General features: G+C 72.8%; 18 protein-coding genes. 5 read left to right on the forward strand and 13 right to left on the reverse strand.

Going from position 1 to position 21,329, the window contains the following annotated elements; all coding sequences use genetic code 11:
• The first annotated feature begins 84 nt into the window (after positions 1-84).
• Positions 85-1,386 (forward strand): alpha-hydroxyketone-type quorum-sensing autoinducer synthase, encoded by a 1,302-nt coding sequence (gene cqsA / locus ABFC67_RS03445; RefSeq protein WP_346736646.1) that lies wholly within the window; start codon positions 85-87, stop codon positions 1,384-1,386.
• A 66-nt stretch (positions 1,387-1,452) separates the two neighbouring features.
• On the opposite strand, the gene ABFC67_RS03450 is transcribed toward cqsA, so the two are convergent.
• From ABFC67_RS03450 to ABFC67_RS03470, 5 genes are all read right to left on the reverse strand, one after another.
• Complete coding sequence (locus ABFC67_RS03450; protein WP_346736647.1) at positions 1,453-4,656, reverse strand: hypothetical protein; 3,204 nt, start codon at positions 4,654-4,656, stop codon at positions 1,453-1,455.
• Between the two features lie 12 nt (positions 4,657-4,668).
• The gene (locus ABFC67_RS03455; RefSeq protein ID WP_346736648.1) at positions 4,669-5,412 is read right to left on the reverse strand and encodes a hypothetical protein; all 744 of its coding nucleotides are present in this window, start codon (positions 5,410-5,412) and stop codon (positions 4,669-4,671) included.
• Positions 5,413-5,576: 164 nt separating this feature from the next.
• On the reverse strand, positions 5,577-5,879 hold the full coding sequence (locus ABFC67_RS03460; protein WP_346736649.1) for a DUF962 domain-containing protein: 303 nt from the start codon (positions 5,877-5,879) through the stop codon (positions 5,577-5,579).
• 14 nt (positions 5,880-5,893) lie between these two features.
• Positions 5,894-6,778, reverse strand: a complete 885-nt coding sequence (locus ABFC67_RS03465; RefSeq protein WP_346736650.1) for a pirin family protein — start codon at positions 6,776-6,778, stop codon at positions 5,894-5,896.
• Between the two features lie 71 nt (positions 6,779-6,849).
• Positions 6,850-7,908, reverse strand: coding sequence for an NADH:flavin oxidoreductase/NADH oxidase (locus ABFC67_RS03470; RefSeq protein WP_346736651.1), 1,059 nt, complete (start codon positions 7,906-7,908; stop codon positions 6,850-6,852).
• A 127-nt stretch (positions 7,909-8,035) separates the two neighbouring features.
• On the opposite strand from ABFC67_RS03470, the gene ABFC67_RS03475 reads away from it, so the two are divergent.
• On the forward strand, positions 8,036-8,356 hold the full coding sequence (locus ABFC67_RS03475; RefSeq protein WP_346736652.1) for a metalloregulator ArsR/SmtB family transcription factor: 321 nt from the start codon (positions 8,036-8,038) through the stop codon (positions 8,354-8,356).
• 13 nt (positions 8,357-8,369) lie between these two features.
• Positions 8,370-9,158, forward strand: coding sequence for an SDR family oxidoreductase (locus tag ABFC67_RS03480; RefSeq protein WP_346736653.1), 789 nt, complete (start codon positions 8,370-8,372; stop codon positions 9,156-9,158).
• Here the strand turns inward: ABFC67_RS03480 and ABFC67_RS03485 are convergent.
• On the reverse strand, positions 9,142-10,056 hold the full coding sequence (locus tag ABFC67_RS03485; RefSeq protein WP_346736654.1) for an alpha/beta fold hydrolase: 915 nt from the start codon (positions 10,054-10,056) through the stop codon (positions 9,142-9,144). The genes ABFC67_RS03480 and ABFC67_RS03485 overlap by 17 nt on opposite strands.
• Before the next feature lie 93 nt (positions 10,057-10,149).
• Here ABFC67_RS03485 and ABFC67_RS03490 point away from each other — a divergent pair, with 93 nt between their 5' ends.
• Entirely contained in the window at positions 10,150-11,295 is a 1,146-nt protein-coding gene (locus tag ABFC67_RS03490; RefSeq protein WP_346736655.1) for a response regulator, read from the forward strand.
• A 29-nt stretch (positions 11,296-11,324) separates the two neighbouring features.
• Here ABFC67_RS03490 and ABFC67_RS03495 read toward each other — a convergent pair whose 3' ends face one another.
• Positions 11,325-12,659 carry a hypothetical protein gene (locus ABFC67_RS03495; RefSeq protein ID WP_346736656.1) on the reverse strand — a complete coding sequence of 445 codons (1,335 nt, stop codon included), beginning with the start codon at positions 12,657-12,659 and terminating at the stop codon, positions 11,325-11,327.
• A gap of 304 nt (positions 12,660-12,963) precedes the next feature.
• A complete protein-coding gene (locus tag ABFC67_RS03500; protein ID WP_346736657.1) occupies positions 12,964-13,173 on the reverse strand; it encodes a cold-shock protein in 210 nt (69 codons plus the stop codon).
• A 463-nt stretch (positions 13,174-13,636) separates the two neighbouring features.
• Here ABFC67_RS03500 and ABFC67_RS03505 point away from each other — a divergent pair, with 463 nt between their 5' ends.
• Entirely contained in the window at positions 13,637-14,101 is a 465-nt protein-coding gene (locus ABFC67_RS03505; RefSeq protein WP_346736658.1) for a glycine zipper 2TM domain-containing protein, read from the forward strand.
• A gap of 68 nt (positions 14,102-14,169) precedes the next feature.
• Here the strand turns inward: ABFC67_RS03505 and ABFC67_RS03510 are convergent, their stop codons facing one another.
• The 5 genes from ABFC67_RS03510 to polX all read right to left on the reverse strand — a co-directional run bounded on the left by ABFC67_RS03510 (position 14,170) and on the right by polX (position 21,197).
• Complete coding sequence (locus ABFC67_RS03510; RefSeq protein WP_346736659.1) at positions 14,170-15,036, reverse strand: nuclease-related domain-containing protein; 867 nt, start codon at positions 15,034-15,036, stop codon at positions 14,170-14,172.
• Positions 15,037-15,072: 36 nt separating this feature from the next.
• Positions 15,073-16,287 (reverse strand): HlyD family efflux transporter periplasmic adaptor subunit, encoded by a 1,215-nt coding sequence (locus ABFC67_RS03515; protein ID WP_346736660.1) that lies wholly within the window; start codon positions 16,285-16,287, stop codon positions 15,073-15,075.
• Entirely contained in the window at positions 16,284-18,647 is a 2,364-nt protein-coding gene (locus ABFC67_RS03520; RefSeq protein ID WP_346736661.1) for an ABC transporter permease, read from the reverse strand. Before ABFC67_RS03520 ends, ABFC67_RS03515 begins: the two co-directional genes overlap by 4 nt.
• Positions 18,644-19,357, reverse strand: coding sequence for an ABC transporter ATP-binding protein (locus tag ABFC67_RS03525; protein ID WP_346736662.1), 714 nt, complete (start codon positions 19,355-19,357; stop codon positions 18,644-18,646). Before ABFC67_RS03525 ends, ABFC67_RS03520 begins: the two co-directional genes overlap by 4 nt.
• 109 nt (positions 19,358-19,466) lie before the next feature.
• On the reverse strand, positions 19,467-21,197 hold the full coding sequence (gene polX / locus ABFC67_RS03530) for a DNA polymerase/3'-5' exonuclease PolX (protein ID WP_346736663.1): 1,731 nt from the start codon (positions 21,195-21,197) through the stop codon (positions 19,467-19,469).
• Positions 21,198-21,329: the final 132 nt, after the last annotated feature.

Raw genomic sequence — 21,329 nt, forward strand, 5'->3', positions numbered from 1 at the left:
GCGGCTTGCGTCCTGCTTCCGCCTGCAGGGCTCGAGGCCATGGACGGCTTTTCCGCGATCCGCACCCGTGAGAGGACCACCGCCATGCTCGACGTCATCAGCCCCGCTCCGGCCACGCCGGAAACCGTAGTCGCCATCCACCCCGGCACGCCGCGCCCGGCCGCGCCGGCGCTGCCCGAAATGCTGCGCGAACGCGTGGAACGCTTCCGCCGCGAGCGCGTGCAGATCGCCTGGGGCGGCAAGCACATCATGCTCGGCAGCCTGCCCAAGCCGGGCGACCTGGTGCTGCAGAGCAACGATTACCTCGCCATCACCCGCCATCCCGAGATCGTGCGCGCGCAGTGCGTCGCGCTCGAAGCCGAAGGCAACGGCATGATGATGTCGGGCATCTTCCTGCAGCACGCGGAAGACCCGATGCGCCGGCTGGAACAGGAGCTGGCCGCCGCGATGGGCGCGGCCGAGGGCATGCTCTGCCAGTCCGGCTACAACGCCAACGTCGGCCTGGTGCAGTCGATCGCCGACGTGCGCACGCCGGTCTACGTCGACATGCTGGCGCACGCCTCGCTGTGGGAAGGCGTGAAGAGCGCCGGCGCGCGCGCGGTGGCGATCCTGCACAACGATCCCGAGCATCTGGAGCGGCAGATCCTGCGCAACGGCCCGGGCGTGATCCTGGTCGACGCGGTCTACAGCACCACCGGTGCGCTGTGCCCGCTGGCCGACTACGCCGACATCGCCGCGCGCCACGATTGCGTGCTGGTGGTCGACGAGTCGCACTCGCTGGGCACGCACGGCAGCCGCGGCGAGGGCCTGGTCGCCAGCCTCGGCCTCGGCGACCGCGTGCATTTCCGCACCGTCAGCCTGGCCAAGACCTACTGCGCGCGCGCCGGCTTCGTCGCCTGCCCCGCCGGGTTCCGCGAGTACTTCGCCAGCGAGTCGCTGCCGGCGATCTTCAGCTCCACCCTGCTGCCGCACGAGCTGGCCGGCATCGCCGCCGCGCACCGCGTGATCCAGGCCGAGGGCTGGCGGCGCAACCGCCTGCGCCAGGTGACCCAGCGCGTGCGCACGGCGCTGACCGCGCTCGGCTATCCGATCGCCAACGGCACCGAGCAGATCATCGGCTTCGAGATCGGCCCCGAGCGGCTGACCATGCACGTGCGCGACGTGTTCGAGGCGCACGGCGTGTTCGGCTCGATCTTCTGCGCGCCGGCCACGGCGAAGAATCGCTCGCTGCTGCGCCTGACCCTGAACGCCGGCATGAGCGACGCCGAGGCCGAGCGCCTGGTCGAGACGCTGTCGGCCGTGCGCGGCGAAGTCGAGCTGCCCGACTGGAGCGGCGCGCGGCGGCAGCGCCGGGGCGAGCCGGCGGCGCTGGAGAACGTTGCCTGAGCGGACCGGCGGATCGCGGATCGGCACGGACGGCGCGCTGCGCCGCCCGTGCCGCCCCGGATTGCCTCAATCGTCGTCCCAGGGCGCGCCGCGGTCGCGATCAGGCTCGCGCATGCCGCCGCCCGCAGCACCGCCGCCGGCATCCGCGGGCGCGTGCTCGGGCACCGCGATCGGCTGCAGCCCCTTGCCGGCCAACGCCGCGTTGGCCTTGGCCAGGTCGCCCTGGCGCAGCGCGTCGAACGACTTGGCGACGTCGTCCATCTCGCGCTGCAGCGCGTCCACGCGCGCGAGCTGGTAGTCGGTCGGCCGGCCTTCGTAGCCGACGATCGCGCCGTACACCTGGTCGAGGTGTTCGCGCAGGCGCTCCTCGCCGGTGATCGCGCCGCCCTCGGTGGTGGCCACCACTTCCTTGCGGATCGCATCGGCCTTGCCGGCCAGGTCGGTCAACTGTTTCGCCAGCACGGCGTCGCCCTTGGCCGCCGCCGCACGCTGGTTGGCGCCGTCGCGCACGGCGACGATGCGGTAGGCCAGGTCGGTCATGTCGCCGAACATGCGGTGCACGCGCATCGCCGCCTCGAACTGCGCCTTGCGGTCGGCCAGCGTGAACGGATCGCGCGGGTCGAGGCCGATGTCGAGTTTCTCGGTGATGCTGCTGTCGCCCTTCACCAGCTTGATGGTGTAGGTGCCGGGCAGCACGCGCGGGCCCTGCACGGCCGACTGCGCCAGCGCGGCGGCCGGCGGCACGCGCGGCGGCTTGACGCGCATGTTCCAGGTCACGCGGTTGATGCCGCGGCGCACGCTGCCGGGCAGCGTATCGACCAGCTTGCCGTCGGCGTCGTGGACCTCGACCTTGAGCTTGCCGAACAGGTGGCGGCTCTTCTGGTAGTAGGTGATCACCGCGCCGTCCGGCGGATTGCGGCCGCTGAACTTGGCGTCGCCTTCCGGCCAGCCGCCCCAGGCCTCGATGCGCTGCTGCACCGGGCGCCCCGGCAGGAAGGTCGCCTCGGACGCCAGCGTCTTCGCATCGAGTTCGCGCAGCGGCGTGATGTCGTCGACGATCCAGATGCCGCGGCCGTGGGTCGCGAGCACGAGATCCGAGGTGCGCGGCTGCACCACCAGGTCGCGCACGGCGACGTCGGGGAAGTTGCCGCCCTTGAACTGCGCCCACTGGCGGCCGCCGTCGATGGAGATCCACAGGCCGAACTCAGTGCCGGCGAACAGCAGCTCCGGCTTGACCGTGTCCTCCTTGATCACGTGCACGTAACCGCGCAGGCCCTTGCTGTCCTTCGGCGTGACGATCGCCGTCCAGCTGCGGCCATAGTCGGTGGTCTTGTAGATGTACGGCGCCATGTCGCCGAAGGTGTGGCGGTCGAAGGCGACGTAGGCCGTGCCGGCATCGAAGTTGCCCGCCTGCACCCACGACACCCACGCGTGCGCGGGCACGCCGCGCACGTTCTTCGCCACGTTGGTCCAGTGCCCGCCGCCGTCGCGGGTCAACTGCACGTTGCCGTCGTCGGTGCCGACCCAGATCAGCCCGGCCTGCTTCGGCGACTCGCTGATCGAGTAGATCGTGGTGTGCATCTCGGCTGCGGAGTTGTCCACGGTGACGCCGCCGGACTGCTCCTGCTTCTGCTTTTCCGCATCGTTGCTGGTGAGGTCGGGCGAGATGCGGTCCCAGCTCTGGCCGTGGTCGCGCGAGCGGAACAGGAACTGAGCGCCGATGTAGATCGTGCCCTTCTCGTTCGGGCTGAGCGCGATCGGCGTGTTCCAGTTGAAGCGCAGCTTTTCCTTGTAGCCGGCCTGCGGCTGGATGAAGCGCACCTGGTGGGTGTGGCGGTTGATGCGGCCGATGAAGCCGCCTTGCGCCTCGGCGTAGATGTAGTCGGGATCGGCCGGATCCTCCCACATCCAGAAGCCGTCGCCGCCGTACATGTTCTCCCAGCGGCTGTTGGTGATGCCGCCCGGATACGCGCTGTCGCCGACCCAGGCGGCGTTGTCCTGCAGGCCGCCGTAGACGCGGTACGGGTCGGCGCCGTCGACACTGACGTGGTAGAACTGCGACACCGGCAGGTTGTCCTGCTTCCACCACTTGTTGCCGCCGTCGAACGACTGCCACAGGCCGCCGTCGTCGCCGGCGAAAACGTGCTTGGGATTGCGCGGGTCGATCCACACCGCGTGGAAGTCGCCGTGCGCCTTGCCGCTGACGTCGCTGAAGCTCTTGCCGCCGTCGGTGCTCTGGATCAGGTTGAGATCCGGCTTGAACAGGCGGTCCGGATCGGTCGGGTCGACGATCAGCGTGGCGAAGTAGAACGGACGCCAGACCATGGCCTGGCTGTCGTCGCGGCGCTGCCAGGTCTTGCCGCCGTCGTCGGAGCGGAACAGCGCCGACTTGGTCGATTCGACGAAGGCGTAGACCACGTCCGGCCTGGACGGCGCGATCGACACCGCGATGCGTCCATAGGGCTTGGCCGGGAAGCCGGCGTTCGCCTGCGGCGTGACTTCGGTCCAGCTCTTGCCGCCGTCGGCGCTGCGATACAAGCCGCTGCCGCTGGACGCATCCGGCGATACGCCGCCGGAGCGGAACGTCCAACCCTTGCGGCGGAAATCCCACAACGAGGCGAACAGCACGTCGGGGTTCTTCGGGTCGAGGCTGACCGAGGCGCAGCCGGTGGACAGGTTGGCGCCCTTCAGCACCAGGCTCCAGCTCTTGCCGCCGTCGCGGGTGCGATACAGGCCGCGGTCGGCCGAGTCGCTCCACAGCTTGCCTGGCACGCACGCGTACACGGTGTCGCCGTCGCGCGGATCGACGAGGATCTGCGCGACACGCTCCGAATTCGGCAGGCCCGTGTTCGTCCAGGTTTCGCCGCCGTCGGTCGACTTGTAGATGCCGTCGCCGACCGAGACGCTGTTGCGCGTCCACGCCTCGCCGGTGCCGACCCAGACGGTGTCGGGATGCTGCGGATCGACCGCGATCGCGCCGATCGACTGCACCGGCTGCTTGTCGAACACCGGCTTGAAGGTGGTGCCGCCGTCGAGCGACTTCCACACGCCGCCGCTGGCGGCGCCGACGTACAGCGTGGTCTTGCCGTCCTTGGCGTCGACCGCGGCCAGCGCGGCGATGCGCCCGCTCATGGTGGCGGAGCCGATGTTGCGCGCGCCGAGGCCGGAGATGGCGCCGCTGTCGAAATGCACCTTGCCGGTTTCGGCGGCGGGCGCGACGGCGGCGAACGTCAGTGCGGCCGCGACGGCCGCAGTCAGATGGATGCGCATGGTCCGTCCCCCTCAGTGCTTGGCGCCGGCGGCGGCCGGGAATGCGAACATCGCGTCGTCCAGCGACACGTTGGCCTCGGCCTTGTCGATGCTGATCTTCTGCTTCCGGCTGGCGCCCTTGCTGCCGGTCTCGATCGCGAACGGGAAGTACACCCCGGCGATCTTCTCGTAGTCGCCGTAGTCGGTCTCGGTCTCGACCGGCACGCCGCGCACGCTGCGCCGCGCGACCTCGCGGATCTCCAGGAAGTAATCGGGGTCGAGGTAGACGGTGTAGCTGTCGCCGTTCTTCAGCTTCACTTCGAGCTTGTGCGCCTCGGTGCCGTCGACGTCCTCGGTGCCGAGGTAGCGCACGCTGGCGCCGGCGGCCTTCGCGCCCAGCAGGGCGCCATCGATGTCGGCCTGCTCGGCCAGCTCCTTGGCGTCGTCGGCGGACATCGTCGCCGGATCCTTGCGGCCCTCGAACGGCTGGATCTGCCAGCCCTGCGCGCCGTCCCAGGCCTGCACCAGGGTGAGCCCCTGCACGCTGGCCTCGATGCGCAGCCGATCCGGGCGTTTCTGCATCTGCGCGTAAGCGAGCTGGAAATCGTCACCGGCCGTCAGCGTGCCCTGCAGGCGCAGGGTCTTGATGGCGTGGAGCTTGTCGAGGCCGCCGCGCGCCTCGGCATTCTTCGCGATCAGTTCGTCGGCGCTGAGCGCGTACGCGGACGCGCTGCCCACCAGCAGCGCCAGCGCCGCAAGCCATATGCGTGAACGCATCGGTGCATCCTCCCGTGCTGAGCCGCTCGGCCCGCGGGCCTCCTGCGGCGCGATCGCCCCGTCGCCCCGTCCCCGGACGGCCATCGACGGGCATTGGGCCAGCATAGCGCCGCGGCGCGTGCCGCAGGCATGGGGCAGAGGTCACGGCCGACGCGGCCGGACGGTCAGATCGACACCTTGCCGCGCAGGATCTGCCAGAACATCACCCAGTCGCCGGCCAGGCTCCACAGCGGATGGCGAAACGTCGCCGGACGGTTCTTCTCGAAGGCGAAGTGGCCGACCCAGGCGAAACCGTAGCCGGCCAGCGGCGCCAGCAGCAGCCAGCGCGCGTCGCCGCGCAGCGCGGCCAGCGCCACGACCGCCAGCACCACGCAACTGCCGGCGAAATGCAGGCGGCGGCAGGTGCGGTTGGCGTGTTCGGAAAGGTAGTAGGGGTAGAACTCGCGGAAGCTGGCGAACCCGGCCATGGCGCGTCTCCGGCTCAACGTTCGGGAAGCGGGATGAATTCGTGCTCGCCCGGCACCGGCGCGAAGCGCCCGCCGGACCAGTCGGCCTTGGCGCGCTCGATGCGCTCGCGCGAGCTGGACACGAAGTTCCACCAGATGAAGCGGTCCTCGCCGAGCGGCGCGCCGCCGAACAGCATCAGCCGCGACGGCCGGCGCGCGCGCAGGCGCAGCGGCGCGCCGCCGAACTGCACGCCCATCTGCGCCGCGGCGAGCGGCCGTGCGCCCATCTCGACCTCGCCGTCGACCACGTAGACGCCGCGCTCGGCATGCTCGGCGGGCAGGTCTAGCGTCGCCTCGGCGTCCAGTTCGCCGCCGAGGTAGAACATCGGCGCGAACACCCGCACCGGCGCGCGCTCGCCATAGGCTTCGCCGGCGATCAGGTGCAGCCGCACGCCGGCGCGCTCGACGCCGGGCAGGGTCGCGGCGGCGTGGTGGTGGAATTCGGGCTCGATTTCCTCGTCTTCGCGCGGCAACGCCACCCAGGTCTGGATGCCGTGCAGCGCGCTGCCCGCGGCGCGCGCCTGCGGCGGCGTGCGCTCGGAGTGCACGATGCCGCGACCGGCGGTCATCCAGTTGACGTCGCCCGGCAGGATGTCCTGCACGCAGCCGAGACTGTCGCGGTGCCGGACCACGCCCTCGAACAGGAACGTCACCGTGGCCAGGCCGATGTGCGGGTGCGGGCGCACGTCCATGCCCTGCCCCGGCGCCAGCCGCGCCGGCCCCATGTGGTCGAAGAAGACGAAGGGTCCGACCAGCCTGGCGCGCATGTGCGGCAGCAGCCGGCGCACCATGAAGCCGTCGCCCAGATCGTGCAGGCGGCCTTCGATCAGGATCGGTTGCGACGGCGGCGCGTCGTTCATCGCCCGGGTCTCGCGTGGCGGCGCTCCATCATCGCGCTTTCGCGCACCGCGCGGAACCCGCGCGCGGCGGCTCACCAGGCGCGCAAATACTGCGGCGGCGGCACCAGCTTCGCGCCCAGCGCCCGGGCCGCACGTCGCGGGAAGTAGGGATCGCGCAGCGATTCGCGCGCCAGCAAAACGATGTCCGCGTCGCCGTCGGCGACCACCCGCTCGGCCTGCTCGGGCGTGGTGATCAGCCCGACCGCGCCGGTCGCGACGCCGGCTTCGCGGCGGATGCGCGCGGCGAACGGCACCTGGTAACCGGGCGCGGCGGGGATCTGCACGCGCGGCAGCAGGCCGCCGCTGGAAACGTCGATCAGGTCCGCGCCCAGCGCCTTCAGCCGGCGCGCCAGCTCGACGCTCTGTTCGATGTCCCAGCCGCCTTCGACCCAGTCGGTCGCGGAGATGCGCACCAGCAGCGGCAGCGCCTCCGGCCAGACCGCGCGCACCGCGCCCACCACCTCGCAGGCGAGGCGCACGCGGTTGTCGAAGCCGCCGCCCCAGGCATCCGCGCGCCGGTTCGACCGCGGCGACAGGAACTGGTGCAGCAGGTAACCGTGCGCGGCGTGCACCTCGATCAGCTTGAACCCGGCGTCCAGCGACCGCAGCGCGGCCGCGCGGAACGCCGCGATTACCGCGTCGAGGCCCGCCGCATCCAGCGCCAGCGGTTGCGGATAGCCAGCGTCGTACGGCAGCGCCGTCGGCGCCACCGGCGTCCAGCCGCCCTGCGCCGCGTCGAGCGGGCCGCCGCCGCGCCAGGGCGCGTCCGTGCTGGCCTTGCGCCCGGCATGGGCGAGCTGGATGCCGGGCACCGCGCCCTGATCGGCGATGAAACGCGCGATCGGTCGCCAGGCCTCGGCCTGGGCGTCGTTCCAGATGCCGGTATCGCCGGGCGAGATGCGCCCTGCCGGCGTCACCGCGGTCGCCTCGGTCAGCACCAGGCCGGCGCCGCCGACCGCGCGGCTGCCGAGATGCACCAGGTGCCAGTGGTCCGGCACGCCGTCGGTCGCCGAGTACTGGCACATCGGCGATACCGCGATGCGGTTGCGCAGCTCCAGCGTGCGCAGGCGGAAAGGCGCGAACAGGTGCATGGGCAATCTCCGTGCGGTTTGGCCGCACGTGCAGGTGGAGCCCGCGACGCTACCTTCAAGGCTTGCGCGGCGCCAGCGCCGCGTGCACAATGCGTAAACGTGTTTGAACGTTTAAACGCATAAACGCATGCCGCGCCGCTTCCATCCGCTCGACCGCGCCGTCGCCGGCTTCACCGCCTGCGCGCCGCTGTTCCACGCGCTGGGCGATCCGCAGCGCCAGCGCATCGTGCTGCTGCTGGCGCAGCATGACGAGCTCAGCGTGAACGCCATCGCCGACGCCGCCCCGCTGTCGCGGCCGGCGATCTCGCATCACCTGAAGGTCCTCAAGGACGCCGGCCTGCTCGGCGTGCGCCGCGAGGGCCGCGAGAACTTCCACTACCTGACCATCGACCCGGCGCTGGCGGCGCTGCGTGCCTTCGTGGACGCCGCCGAACGCGCCTGCAGCTGAACCGGACACCTGCATGAACGCTTCGACCCGCCCCACCGCCCTCGTCACCGGCGCCTCCGGCGGCATCGGCATGCATCTCGCCGAATGCTTCGCGCGCGACGGCCACGACCTGGTGCTGGTCGCGCGCAGCGCCGACGCGCTGGCGCGGCTGGCCGCCGACTGGGGCGCGCGCTACGGCGTCCGCATCGCCGCCGTCGCCGCCGACCTGTCGCGCGAGGACGGCGTCGATGCGGTGGTCGCCGCGCTGCGCGAGCGCGGCCTCGCCGTCGACGCGCTGGTCAACAACGCCGGCGTCGGCATGTACGGCGCGTTTTCCGACACCCGCCTCGACGACGAGCTGGCGATGATGCGCCTGAACATGCTGGCGCTGACCGCGCTGACCAAGCGCCTGCTGCCCGGGCTGATCGCGCGCCGCGGGCGCATCCTCAACGTCGCCTCGACGGCGGCCTTCCAGCCCGGCCCGTACATGGCGGTGTACTACGCCACCAAGGCCTATGTGCTGTCGTTCTCGGAGGCGCTGGCGGACGAGCTGGCGGCCGACGGCGTCACCGTCACCGCACTGTGCCCGGGGCCGACCCATTCGGGGTTCCAGGCGCGTGCGGCGATCGGCAGGATCGGCCTGCTGCGCGTGCTGCCGCTGTTCGACGCCGCCACGGTCGCCGCGCAGGGCTATCGCGCGATGCGGCGCGGCCGGCGCGTGTACGTGCCCGGCCTGGCGAACCGGCTGCTGGCGCAGAGCGTGCGCGTCACCCCGCGCCGCCTGATCACCGCCATCGTGCGGCGCCTCAACGCGCCGCGCTGAGGCTGTCGGCGTCGACGACCTCGCGCAGCCAGTGCGCGATGCGCGCGGCGACCGCATCGGGCTGCTTCAACCAGGCGAAATGATCGGCGCGGCAGCCGAGCGCGGCGGCGTCCAGCGCGTCGCTGCGGCAGGGCGCGGCCGGCAGCTTGTCGAGCAGCCAGCGCAGCGAGGCGGCGGGGCCTAGCGGATCGTCGGCGAAGCGCAACGCGTAGACCGGTTGCACCAGCCGGCGCAGCGCGGCTTCGAGGTCGTCCGCCAGCGCGGCCGGCGCATAGCGGCCGCTGCGCCCGCTGGCCGCCCAGTCGGCAATGACGCCGCGCGCCTCGTCGCCGGCGAAGCGGAAGCGCCGCCCCGGATAGTGGCCGCGCAGGCGCGCGACCAGCGGGAGCACGCTCTGCGCCGCGCGCACCGTCCACGCCCACGGCCGCGGGAACGTGCGCCAGTACGGCGAACCCGAGCCGGCCAGCACCAGCGCGTCGGCCTCGTCCGGCGCCAGCGCCAGGCGCAGCGCGGCAAGCTGGCCGCCGAGGCTGTGCCCGCCCAGCGCCCAGCGCGCCTGCGGCAGCGCGGCACGCGCCGCGGCCAGGCTGGCCGGCAGATCCAGCGTCAGCAGTTCGCGGTAGCCCCAGTCGCAGCCGCGCCGCGGGCGCAGGCTGCTGCTGGCGGTGCCGCGCCATTCGTGCAGCGCCACCGCCACGCCGCGCGCGGCCAGCGCCTGCGCCAGCGGCAGGTAGTGATGCGCACCGACGCCCAGCGCCGGCAGCCAGAGCAGCGCGCGCGCCGGCGCCGCATCCGCGGCGACCACGCGCAGTTCGGCGCCGGCGCCGTCGCGCGTGCGCACGCCCACGGTCGCGACCGTCGCGGGCAAAAGTGTGACGGATTCGGCAATGTCGGCCATGCGCGGCTGGGTCGGCTGTGGTACCCGTGCGAAACTTGCAGGCGACCGGCACGTGCTGCATTCGGGAACGCCGGCGCTACAGGGGATCGTGCCATGAATTCAGTCGCGCTGCGCCTCGACGGCGACGTGCGGGCCCGCGCCTGCGACTGGGCGCGGCGTTTCGAACCGCTGCTGCGCGGGCCGTGGACGCAGGACGTCGCGTCGGCGCTGCACGAGGATCTGGACCGCATCGCCAACGCCGCCGACGCGGCCGGCGACGAGACGCTGGCGATCGCCGCGGTCGAGCTGACCGTGTACCTGTGCTACTTCGTCGAGGAAGGCCACGCGCCGGACGCCGCGCAGCTCGCCAGCATGCACCGCATGGCGTGCGGCCTGGCCGGCGAGCAGGTCGAACCGGCCGCGGCCGCCGAGGAGGCGCTGGCCGCGCTGACCGCGCCGGTCACGCTGGCCGCGCCCGTCGCCGGCGCCACCCTGCTGTGCCTCACCGACGATCCCGCGCTGGTGGCCGAGCTGAGCATCGAGCTGGCGCCGCACGACATCGGCGTGGTCGCGCATGCCAGCGCAGAATCCGTGCTGCGCGCGTCGCCGCCGGCCGGCATGCACGGCGTGCTGGTCGACGCCAGCCACGCCGGCGCGCTCGACACGCTGGCGCGCCAGGGCGCGCGCCTCGGCGGCGACGCGCAGCGCCCGCTGCTGATCGCGCTGCTGCGCGATGCGCAGACCGCGACGCGCATGCAGGCGTTGCGCGCCGGCGCCGACCACGCGCTGGCCGCGGACGCCGACTTGCCCGCGCTGGCCGCGCGCATCGCCCGCCTGCTCGGCAGCTGGAAGCGCGATCCGCTGCGCGTGATGGTGATCGACGACGACCGCAGCCAGGCGATGTTCTGCGAGAGCGTGCTGCGCCACGCCGGCGTCGCCACGCGGCTGCACTCCGACCCGCGCGAGGCGCTGGCCGACATCGCCGCGTTCGCGCCCGAGGTGGTGCTGCTCGACCTGTACATGCCGGAGCTGGACGGCCTGGAGATGGCCGCGCGCATCCGCGAGCAGCCCGACACCGAGTTCACCTCGATCGTGTTCATCTCCGGCGACCACGAGGCCGACACCCGCTTCCAGGCACTGGCCGCCGGCGGCGACGACTTCCTGACCAAGCCGGTGCTGCCGCGCCACCTGATCGCGGCGGTGTTGAACCGCGGCCGGCGCGCGCGCCAGTTGCGCGCGCGCTTCGAATCGACGGGCTGAGTCGGGGCGCCGCCTCCCTCGCGCGCGCGTCAGCGCGCTTCCGGCAGGCGGTTGCGCGCGCGCACGTCGAGCTTCCGCACGCGGCCGCCTTCCACCCGCCACACCGCCTCCGGCGTCGCCACCAGGAACGGCAGGCCGGCGTCGAGCTGCTGCGCGATCAACGTCTCCAGCGGCACCGCGGATTCCGGCTGCGCCATCTGCAGCACGCTGTACGCCCTGCCGTTCGCATCCCTGCGCCCGATGTGCCCGCAGCCCGCCGGCAGCGGCTCGGCATTGAGCGTGGTGGCGGCGTCCGGCGCCATGCGAAAGCGCGTGTGCCCGCCGATCCACACCGTATCCGCGTCGGCGCCGCGCGCCAGCGTGTAGACCAGCCAGCCCTGGCCGTCCTCGGCACGCAGCACGGCGCTGCCCAGTGCCGGCGTGCACGGCTTCGCCTGCAGCGCCAGCGCGGACTGGCGGGCGCGGTAACGCGCGGCGAGATCGTCGCGGCGCAGGTCGTCGGCACGACCGGCGCGCACGCGCGCCGTGCCGGCGGCGTCGAAGCTGACCACCCACAGCGGCAGCGGCGCCTGCGCGTCGCCGCCGAGGAAGTAGACGTCGCCCGCATCGCGCGCGCCCGGCAGCGCGATCCAGCCCTTCACGCGGGTGTTCCTGTCGAGGTGGCCGGCCTTGCCGAGCGCGTCGCCGGCCTTCCAGGCCAGGCGATCCTGCCGGTAGATTTCGCGGCCGCGCGATTCGGCGCGGCGCAGCGCGACGGCTTCGTCGGGCGTCGGCGCGATCGTTTTCGCCGCGCCCAGCGCGGCAGGGTCGCCCATGCAGACGGCTGCGCCCGTGTAGTCGCGGCACAGCGCCAGGCTCTGCTCGAACACGGTCCAGCGCGCCAGCTCGGCCTTCTGCAGCGGCGTCTTGCCGGCCTCGAACGGCGGGTACTCGCGCATGGCGCTGGCCAGCCAGACGCGGGTGCCGTCGCGCATCGCCTTCAGCACGGCCACCTCGCCACGTCCACTGCGCGCGTCGCGCGGGCAGTGCCACATTTCCCGCAGCGTCGCCGGCACCGCATCGAGGCGCGACGCCCCCGGCTGCGCCTGCAGCGCCGGGCAGGTCGCCTCGCGCTGTTTGCGCAGCGCGGCGAACCAGTCGCCGAGGGGCTCGCTCGGCGGCACCTCGACCATGCGCACGTCGAGGCGCTCGGCCGGATGCGCCGCATCGTCGCCGGCGCGGACGTAGGCGCGCGCATGGTCGCCGCCGGCGACCTCGCGGTAGCCGGCCGGCACCTCCCATGCGGCCCAGGGCGCGGCGAGGGCGAGCGCCGGCACGAACATGCCGGCCATGGCCAGCGCTTGCGCGCGTCGATGCATCCGCATGGGAACGCTCCTTCCGGCACGCCGGCGCGCCGCCGGCCGCCGCAGCCTAGCAGAACGCGGTGGGCGCACCCGTGCATGGTCCGCGTCTGCGCGCGCCGCGCAGTGGCTCCGAAAGAGAGGTCTTTCTCCGCAGCGAGGGGACGGCTTCGGTCGCGGATCGCCCCACCCCGCGGGCGCGGGCTTCAGCCCTGGGTCGCCACCCCGGAATCGCGGCCGAAGCCGCTCCCATGGTCGGGGGACGGACCAAAAGAAACGCCCCGGGCAGCGGAGCTGCCCGGGGCGCGGTGACCGGACGCGCGGTCGATCAGGCCGGGGCGACTTCGTCGGCCTGCAGGCCCTTCTGGCCCTGCACGACCTTGAAGCTCACCTTCTGGCCTTCCTGCAGCGTACGGAAACCGGTGCCGGTGATCGCGCGGAAATGCACGAACACGTCCGGGCCGTTGTCGCGGCTGATGAAGCCGAAGCCCTTGGCCTCGTTGAACCACTTCACGGTGCCGATCTGACGATCCGACATGGGATATCTCCAAACGTTACAAGACTAGGCGGATGTCTCGCGATTTCCGCCGGCTACTGGTGTGCAGGTAGACACAGGGTGTGAAGCGATGGAGCGTGATCGGAGATCGGCGCTGCATCGGGCCACGATGCACTTGTGACCGTGCAAACACAGCGCGCGCACTATAGCCCAAGCTTTTTGAGAAATCGACAGTGTCAAGTGCGTCCGGCGAAGCCCCGCGCGGCCCGCCGGAAACGGCCTGCGGCCGGCCCGCCGCGCCGCTCGCAGCTCCCCGCGCAAGCGGCGCTCCGCGCCCCGTCCGGGGCGGTCGGGACGGCCGTCCAGGCGGCCGTCGGGACGCGCCCCGGAGACCTGCCGGGAGCGGACATCGGGCGCCGCGGCCCATGGCTCCCCATTCAGCGAATCGGCGCTAGATTCGACGCACGCGGACGCGCTGCGCCCGCCCCCCTGAGGAGAGATCGCCATGAACATGAAATCCGTGCTTGCCATCGCGCTCGTCGCCGCCCTCGGCGCGGGTGCCGCCGCCCCCACCTCCGCCGCCGAGGACGTGATCACCAAGAGCGACGGCAGCATGTACGTGCGCTGCTACGACTGCGGCGTCGTGCAGCAGGTCACCTACACGCAAAGCCAGACCGCCGACCACGGCACCGCCGGCGCGGTGATCGGCGCGGTCGCGGGCGGCCTGCTCGGCCACCAGGTCGGCGGCGGCAAGGGCAAGACCGCCGCGACCGTCGCCGGCGTCGCCGGCGGCGCCTACGCGGGCAAGAAGATCGGCGAGGGCAAGACCAAGGGTGCGTACCAGGTCAGCGTGAGGATGTGGGACGGCAAGATGGTCGACGTCAACGTCGAGGATGCCGGCAACCTGCGCAAGGGCGACATCGTGCGCGTGGACGACAAGGGCAACATCACCCTCGTGCAGCAGCGCTGAGGCGCACCACGCGCGCGCGGGGACCGGGGGCCGGCGGTGCCGGCCCCGCTTTTTTCCGCACAAGCCGCTCAGGCGACGCGGCTCGCCAGCGCCGCCGCTACGCGCGCGCGCAGTTCGGCGGGCAGCGGGGCCGCCGGCGGCTCCGCCATGAACCCGCAGTCGCGCGGATTGATCACGCGCACCGCGCCGACGGGCGCCGCGTCGCGCACCTTCCAGCCCGGCAGCGCCAGCACCGGCACGACCGGCACCGCACCCACCTCGCCCGCCAGCCAACGCGCCAACCACGGCGCCTGCGCGCGCGCATCGCGCAGCGGCTGCACCTCCTGCCACACCGGGAACGCCAGGCGCTCGCCGTCGTAGCGCACCTCGGCCGAGCCTCCGGGACGCGCCAGCAGGCGGCTGCCGGTGGCAACCGCGTACACCGCCGACGGCGCCACCACCACGTGGTCGATGCGCGCGCCGCCCTGGCCGGCGACGTCGTGCAACACCACGCAATCGCGCCGGGCCAGCTCGTGCAGGGACTGCGCGGTGATCAGCTCGGCGGTCAGCGCGTGCTGCAGGCGCCGGCGCAGCGCGGCGACGCGCCCGATCCCGGCCAGGCCGAGCGCCAGCAGCAGCACCGCAACGCCCAGCGGCAGCAGGTCGCGCGCACTCGCCATGACGTCCGTGCGCGCCTGCGTGCCGCGCAACCACAGCCACAGCAGCGCGAGCAGCGCCGCGCCGATCAGGGTCGGCGCGAGCCACATCCACGCCTGGCGTTCCAGCCGCGCGAGCTGCCGGCGCCGGCAATCGCCCGCCGCGGGCGCGGGATGCGCCAGTGGCGAAGCGCGCGGACGCAGCCGCGCCAGCGCCGCGAACGCGGCGGCCAGCGCGGCGGTGACCGCGAACGGGATCACCACCGCCGCCGCCACCAGCGCCAACTTGAAGATGAGCATGGCCTCCTCCTGCGGCCGCGGCCGCGTCGAATGGATTCATGGTCCGCGCGTGCCGGCGCCGCCGGGCAGCGCGCGCACGCGCGTGCCCTCGGCGATGCGGTCGTCCGGCCAGGCGACGATGCGCTCGCCGGCGCGCAGGCCGGCACGGATCTCCGTCGCGTCGGTGCCGCGCCGGCCGATCTCCACCGGCACGGCGCGCGCCCTGCCGTCGCGCAATGCGAACACCGTCCAGCGCGTGCCGTCGCGCACCAGCGCGCCGCTCGGCACCTGCAGCACGTCGCTGCCCTCGGACAGCACGAACTCCACCTCGACGCGGTAGCCGTCGCCGAGCCGTGCCCACTGTGCGTACGGCGAGGTGAAATCCAGGCGCACGTAGGTGCGTTGCTCTTCCACCCCGAGCGCCGACACCTTGGTGAAGGCGCCCGGCTCGATCAGCGCCACGCGCGCCTCGAGATTGCCCTCTCCACCCCACTCGTGAACGATCGCGCGCATGCCGGGACGCAGCTTCACCGCATCGGCGGACAGCGCCTGCACCTCGATCTCCAGATCGTGCGGATCGCCGATCTCGAGGATCGCCTGGCCGACCGCGACCGGTACCGCGCTCTCCTGGTAGCGATGGATCACCACGCCGTCGATCGGCGCGGTCAGCGCCAGCGCTTCCCCGCCGCCCCGCCCTTCCAGGGCCAGCAGCCGCTCGTAGGCCGCGTGGCGTTGCGTGGCCGCGGCGAGTTCCGCCTGCGCGGCTTCGCGGCGCTGTGTCGCCTCTTCGGCGCGCGTGGTGGCGGCGTCCAGTTCGGACGGCGCCACCACCGTGCGCATGCCCTGCAGGCGCTTCAGGTCGCTGCGCGCCAGACGCAACGCGGCATCGGCCGCCTGCAGCGCGTGGTGCGCCGCGTCCTCGGCCTCGCCCGCCGCATCGGTGTCCGCGCGCAGGCGCGCGCGCTGCGCGGGATCGTTCAGCGCGGCCACCGACGGTTCGACCTCGGCGACCACCTGGCCGGCGCGCACCGTGTCGCCCTCGCGCAGGACCACGCGACGCAGCATGCCGCCCACCGGCGCCGCCACCAGATAGCGATGCTCCAGCCGCGTGCGCCCTTCCTCGACGAAGCTCTGCACGAACGGCGCGCGGCGCACTTCGGCCACCTCGACCGGCAGCGCCGCCGGACGCAGCCACCACGCGGCCAACGCGGCGGCCGCCAGCAGCACGCAGGCGATCAGGCTCCAGCGCACGATTCGCTGCTTCGCGTTCATTCCTGCGCCTTCAGCACCGCCAGCAGGTCCAGTCGCGCGATGCGACGGTATACCGCCGCCGCAGACAGCGCAGCGGCGGCGAACGTCGCCAGCGCGGCGATGGCATAGGTGCCGCTGGTGAAGTGCACCGGGATGCGCATCAGGTCCGACCGCATCGCCACGGCCATGCCGCGGCACAGCAGCGCGCCGGCAACGAAGCCGAACGGCACGGCGGCCACTACCAGCAGCGCCAGTTCGCCCAGCAGGACCGCGCCGACCTCGCGCTCGGTGAAGCCGAGCACGCGCATGGTGGCCAGCTCGCGCGAGCGCTCGGACAGGGCGATGCGCGCCGTGTTGTAGACCACGCCGAAGTTGATCAGGCCGCCGAGCACCAGCGTCACCAGGGTGAACACCAGGATGCTCTCGGCCATGGTGTCGAGGAAGCTGCGCAGCGAGGCCATGCGCGCGCCCATGCCGGCCACGCGCGGCCGCCGTTCCAGCGCGTCCATCACCGCGCCCTGCCGCGCCGGATCGGCGCCGAGCCAGGCGCCGGACACCAGCGCACCCTCGCCCAGCGCACGATCCAGCGCATCGAGGCGCATGTAGGCGCGCGCGCCGAGGTATTCCTCGACGGTGCCCGCCACGCGCAGGCGCAGTTCGCGGCGCCGGCCCTCCAGCACGTCCACGTCGACGTCGTCGCCGACGCGCACGCCCAGCATGCGGGCGAGATAGGCGTCCAGCAGCAGGCCGTCCGGCGGCAGCGCGACCGGCCGCAGCGCGACGTCCATCGGCGTGCGCAGGCGGCCGTCCGCGGGCAGGCCCTCGATGGCGGTGCGGTAGCTCTGCGTGCCGTGGCGCAGGCGCACGCCCACCGCGCGGTAGGGCTCGACCGCGGTGACGCCGGGCAGCGCGCCCAGTTCGAACAGCGCCGCGCGCGCGGTCGGCTCGGTGAAGTCCACGGCGATGTCGTAGTGCTGGCCGACGTAGAACTCGACCTGCGTGAGGTAGTCGATCGCGTCGTTCTGGAAGCGACCGATCATCATGATTGCGCAGCCCAGCGCCAGGCCGGCGACGGTCAGCAGCGCCTTGAACGGATGCCGCTCGAGCTGGCGCAGGATCATGCGCGTCGGCGGCGCGAACCAGCGCTGCAGGCCGAGGCGCTCGACCAGCAGCGCACGGAAGCGTTCCGGCGCGGGCGGCCGCATCGCCTCCGCCGGCGGCAGGCGCATCGCGCCGATCACCGCCTGCAGCGTGCCCGCAAGCGTCGCGCCGAGGCTGACGCCGAGGCCGGTCGCCACCACGTCGGCGCCCACGCGGTAGTCGAGGAACGGGAAGCGGAAGAAGTCGCGGTAGATGCCCGACATCCAGTGCCCCAGCCAGGTGCCGCCGGCTACGCCGAGCACAGCGCCGGCGCCGGCGATCAGGGCGACGATGCCGAGGTAGTGACGGGCGACGTCGAAGTCGGTGTAGCCGATCGCCTTCAGCACCGCCACCTGCTCGCGCTGCGTGCCGACCAGCCGGGTCAGCACCACGTTCAGCAGGAACGCCGACACGCCGAGGAAGATCGCCGGGAACAGCAGGGCCATCACCTCGAGCTGGTGCAGCTCGGACTGCAGATAGCGGTGCGAGAGCTGCTCGCTGCGCGTATAGGCGCCGACGCCGCCGTAGCGCGCCAGCAGCGCGTCCACGCGCCGCGCCACGGCCACCGCCGGCACGTCCGGCCGCAACCGCAGCGCCACGGTGTTGAACGCGCCGTCCATGTCCAGCGCCGCCTCCAGCCCGCGCCGCGAGGTCCACAGGATGGCGAAGCGCTTGAAGTCGGGGAACGAGGCGCCGGGACGGATCTGGTAGACGTACTCCGGCGAGCTGGCGACGCCGACCACGCGGAACCACTGGCTGCGGCCATGCACGATGGCGAGTACGCGGTCGCCCGGCCGGTAATGGTGCGCGTCGGCGAAGGCGTCGCTCAGCACCGCCTCGTCGCGCGCGCCCGGCGTCGGCAATCGGCCGCGCCGCAGGTACAGCCGGTCCAGTACCGGCACGCCGGTGACCGGCAACGACTGCACCAACGCGCGCACCGGATCGGCGAAGCCGGGCACGCGCAGCGTCGCCGGCGCCACCAGCCGCGTCTCCACCGTTTGCACGCCGTCGACCGCGGCCAGCCGCGCGGCCAGCGTCTCCGGCGCGCGCTTGGTCGCCGCCCACATGTCGGCGAAGGCATAGTCCGCGTAGAAGCGCGTGCGGGTGAGCTCGAGCGAGCGGTAGGTGGACTGCGCCATCACCAGCGTCGCCACGCCGCTCGCCACCACCAGCGCGATCGCGATCGCCTGGCTGCGCAGGTGGCCGAGGTCGCGCAGCGCCTTGCGCGCCAGCGCGTTCACCAGGACAGCTCGCGCGCCGGCGTGCGCGTCGGATTGGTCTGCGCGCTGGCGATGCGCCCGTCCGCCATGCGCAGCACGCGGTGCGCCATGCGCGCGATATCGGCGTTGTGGGTGATCACCACGGTGGTGGTGCCGAGCTCGGCGTTGACGCGCTCGATCACCTCCAGCACGCGCACGCCGGTGGGCGAGTCCAGCGCGCCGGTCGGCTCGTCGCAGAGCAGCACCGCCGGTCGCTTGGCGACCGCGCGCGCGATCGCCACGCGCTGCTGCTCGCCGCCGGAGAGCTGCGCAGGGAAGTGGTCCATGCGCTGCTCCAGTCCGACCAGCGCCAGCGCCTGCTCCGGCGTCATCGGCGCCTCGGCGATGTCGGTGACCAGGGCGACGTTCTCGCGCGCGGTCAGGCTGGGGATCAGGTTGTAGAACTGGAACACGAAGCCGACGTGGGTGCGGCGGAACTGCGTCAGCGCGCGCGCATCGGCGGCGGTCAGGTCCTCGCCGTGGTACCAGACCTGCCCCGCGGTCGGCACGTCCAGTCCGCCGAGGATGTTCAGCAGGGTCGATTTGCCGCTGCCGGAAGGTCCGAGCAGCACGACCAGTTCGCCCGCGTGGAGATCCAGATCGACGCCACGCAGCGCGTGTACCTCGACCTCGCCCATGCGGTAGACCTTGGTGAGGCCGCGGGCGCGAAAAACGAGCTCGGTGGACCCCATCGGCATGGCTCGACTATAGCCGCGCGCGGCGGCCGCGAACCGCCGCGCGCGCGGCGGCCACGCGCTTTGTCTGATCTGCATCAAACGCGGCGCTGCGCGCCTGCGGGGCCTAGCCGCGCATGGTGCCGGCGAGCAGCCTGCGCAGCGCGCCGAGCGGACGCGTGTTCAGCACGTCGCCCTTTTCCAGCCAGCCGCGGCGTGCCTGGCCGATGCCGTAGTGCAGCACGCCGAAGTCGGCCGGCGCGTGCGCGTCACTGGACACCGCGACCAGCACGCCCTCGTCCTTGGCCATGCGGCAGTGCGTGTCCAGCAGGTCGAGCCGCTCGGGATGCGCGTTCAGCTCGAGGAAGCAGCCGCGCTGGCGGGCGTGGCGGACGATGCGCTCCATGTCGACGTCGTACGGCTCGCGCTCGCTGAGCAGGCGCCCGGTCGGATGCGCGAGGATGCTGAAGCACGGCCGGTCCATCGCGCGCAGGATGCGTTCGGTCTGCTGCTTGCGCGAAAGGTGGAACGCGCTGTGCACGGCGCCGACCACCAGGTCGAGGCGCGCCAGCACCTTGTCGGGCAGGTCCAGCGTGCCGTCTTCGAGGATGTCGACCTCGATGCCCTTCAGCAGCGTGAGTCCGTGCAGCGTTCCGTTGAGGCGGTCGATCGCGTCGATCTGCTCGCCCAGCCGCGCGGCGTCCAGCCCGTGCGCCATCGTCACCCGCCTGGAGTGCTCGGTGATGGCGAGATATTCGAGGCCGGCCGCGCGCGCCGCCGCGGCCATCTCCTCCAGCGTGCCGCGGCCGTCGGTGGCGTTGGTGTGCGCATGCAGGTCGCCGCGCAGGTCGGCGAGCTCCTCCAGCTTCGGCAATGCGTGCCGGCGAGCGGCCTCGATCTCGCCGCGGTCCTCGCGCAGCTCGGGCGGCACCCAGTCGAGGTCGAGCGTCGCGTAGACGGACGCCTCGGTGTCGCCGGCGATGCGCTGGCCGTCGCGGAACACGCCGTATTCGTTGATCTTCAGCCCGCGCTGCTGCGCCATGCGGCGCAGCTCGATGTTGTGCGCCTTGGAGCCGGTGAAGTAGACCAGCGCGGCGCCGTAGCTCTCCGGCGCAACCACGCGCAGGTCCACCTGCAGGCCGCTCTTCAGCACCACGCTGGCGCGCGTGCCGCCCTTGGCCAGCACGCGTTCGACCTCGTCGTAGGCGACGAAGCGGTCGGCCACCGGGCCGCCGCGCGGCGCCGATACCAGCACGTCGATGTCGCCCACCGTCTCGCGCATGCGCCGGTAGCTGCCGGCGACCACGGCGTCCTGCGCGCCGCGCGCGCCGCGCAGCCACTCGAGCAGTGCCTCGGCGTAGGTCGCCGCCTTCGCCAGCGGCATGCGCTGCTCGCGGCCGACGTAGGCGGACGCCGCCTCGAGGATGCGCTTCTCGCTGGTGGCGCCGAAACCCGGCAGCGCGCGGATGCGGCCGTCGCGCGCGGCGCGCAGCAGTTGCTCGGGCGTCTCGACGTGCAGCTCGCGGTACAGCGTGCGCACGCGTTTCGGCCCCAGGCCCGGCACGCGCAGCAGGTCGGTGATGCCGGCCGGGAAACCGCGCCGCAACCGCTGCAGCGCGGCGCACGAACCGGTGTCGAGGATCTCGCGGATCTTGCCGGCGAGGTCTTCGCCGATGCCGGGGATGTCGTCCAGCTTGTGGCCGCGACGCGTCCACAGGTCGAGTTCCTCGGGCCAGCCGTCGATGGTGCGCGCGGCGTTGGCGTAGGCGCGGATGCGGAACGGGTTGGCGTCCTGCAGCGCCAGCAGATCGGCGATCTCCTGGAACACGGCGGCGATGTCCGCGTTGTGGACGGCCATGGCGGCGCACCCGGCGGCGACGCGCTCAGGCTAGCACCGCGACGGGCGGCGGCGCGACGGATTCAGGGACGGACGTCGGCCGGCGCCGCGAGCTGCCGCGCACCACCGCTTGCACCCGCCCGGGCGGGCGGG

Origin of the sequence: Mizugakiibacter sp., assembly GCF_039680435.1 — a bacterium.
Taxonomy (GTDB): domain Bacteria; phylum Pseudomonadota; class Gammaproteobacteria; order Xanthomonadales; family Rhodanobacteraceae; genus Mizugakiibacter.

Coding starts and splice junctions, on each gene's coding strand:
- cqsA (WP_346736646.1), top strand. CDS start 85: ATGCTCGACGTCATCAGCCCCGCTCCGGCCACGCCGGAAACCGTAGTC.
- ABFC67_RS03450 (WP_346736647.1), bottom strand. CDS start 4,656: ATGCGCATCCATCTGACTGCGGCCGTCGCGGCCGCACTGACGTTCGCC.
- ABFC67_RS03455 (WP_346736648.1), bottom strand. CDS start 5,412: ATGCGTTCACGCATATGGCTTGCGGCGCTGGCGCTGCTGGTGGGCAGC.
- ABFC67_RS03460 (WP_346736649.1), bottom strand. CDS start 5,879: ATGGCCGGGTTCGCCAGCTTCCGCGAGTTCTACCCCTACTACCTTTCC.
- ABFC67_RS03465 (WP_346736650.1), bottom strand. CDS start 6,778: ATGAACGACGCGCCGCCGTCGCAACCGATCCTGATCGAAGGCCGCCTG.
- ABFC67_RS03470 (WP_346736651.1), bottom strand. CDS start 7,908: ATGCACCTGTTCGCGCCTTTCCGCCTGCGCACGCTGGAGCTGCGCAAC.
- ABFC67_RS03475 (WP_346736652.1), top strand. CDS start 8,036: ATGCCGCGCCGCTTCCATCCGCTCGACCGCGCCGTCGCCGGCTTCACC.
- ABFC67_RS03480 (WP_346736653.1), top strand. CDS start 8,370: ATGAACGCTTCGACCCGCCCCACCGCCCTCGTCACCGGCGCCTCCGGC.
- ABFC67_RS03485 (WP_346736654.1), bottom strand. CDS start 10,056: ATGGCCGACATTGCCGAATCCGTCACACTTTTGCCCGCGACGGTCGCG.
- ABFC67_RS03490 (WP_346736655.1), top strand. CDS start 10,150: ATGAATTCAGTCGCGCTGCGCCTCGACGGCGACGTGCGGGCCCGCGCC.
- ABFC67_RS03495 (WP_346736656.1), bottom strand. CDS start 12,659: ATGCGGATGCATCGACGCGCGCAAGCGCTGGCCATGGCCGGCATGTTC.
- ABFC67_RS03500 (WP_346736657.1), bottom strand. CDS start 13,173: ATGTCGGATCGTCAGATCGGCACCGTGAAGTGGTTCAACGAGGCCAAG.
- ABFC67_RS03505 (WP_346736658.1), top strand. CDS start 13,637: ATGAACATGAAATCCGTGCTTGCCATCGCGCTCGTCGCCGCCCTCGGC.
- ABFC67_RS03510 (WP_346736659.1), bottom strand. CDS start 15,036: ATGCTCATCTTCAAGTTGGCGCTGGTGGCGGCGGCGGTGGTGATCCCG.
- ABFC67_RS03515 (WP_346736660.1), bottom strand. CDS start 16,287: ATGAACGCGAAGCAGCGAATCGTGCGCTGGAGCCTGATCGCCTGCGTG.
- ABFC67_RS03525 (WP_346736662.1), bottom strand. CDS start 19,357: ATGGGGTCCACCGAGCTCGTTTTTCGCGCCCGCGGCCTCACCAAGGTC.
- polX (WP_346736663.1), bottom strand. CDS start 21,197: ATGGCCGTCCACAACGCGGACATCGCCGCCGTGTTCCAGGAGATCGCC.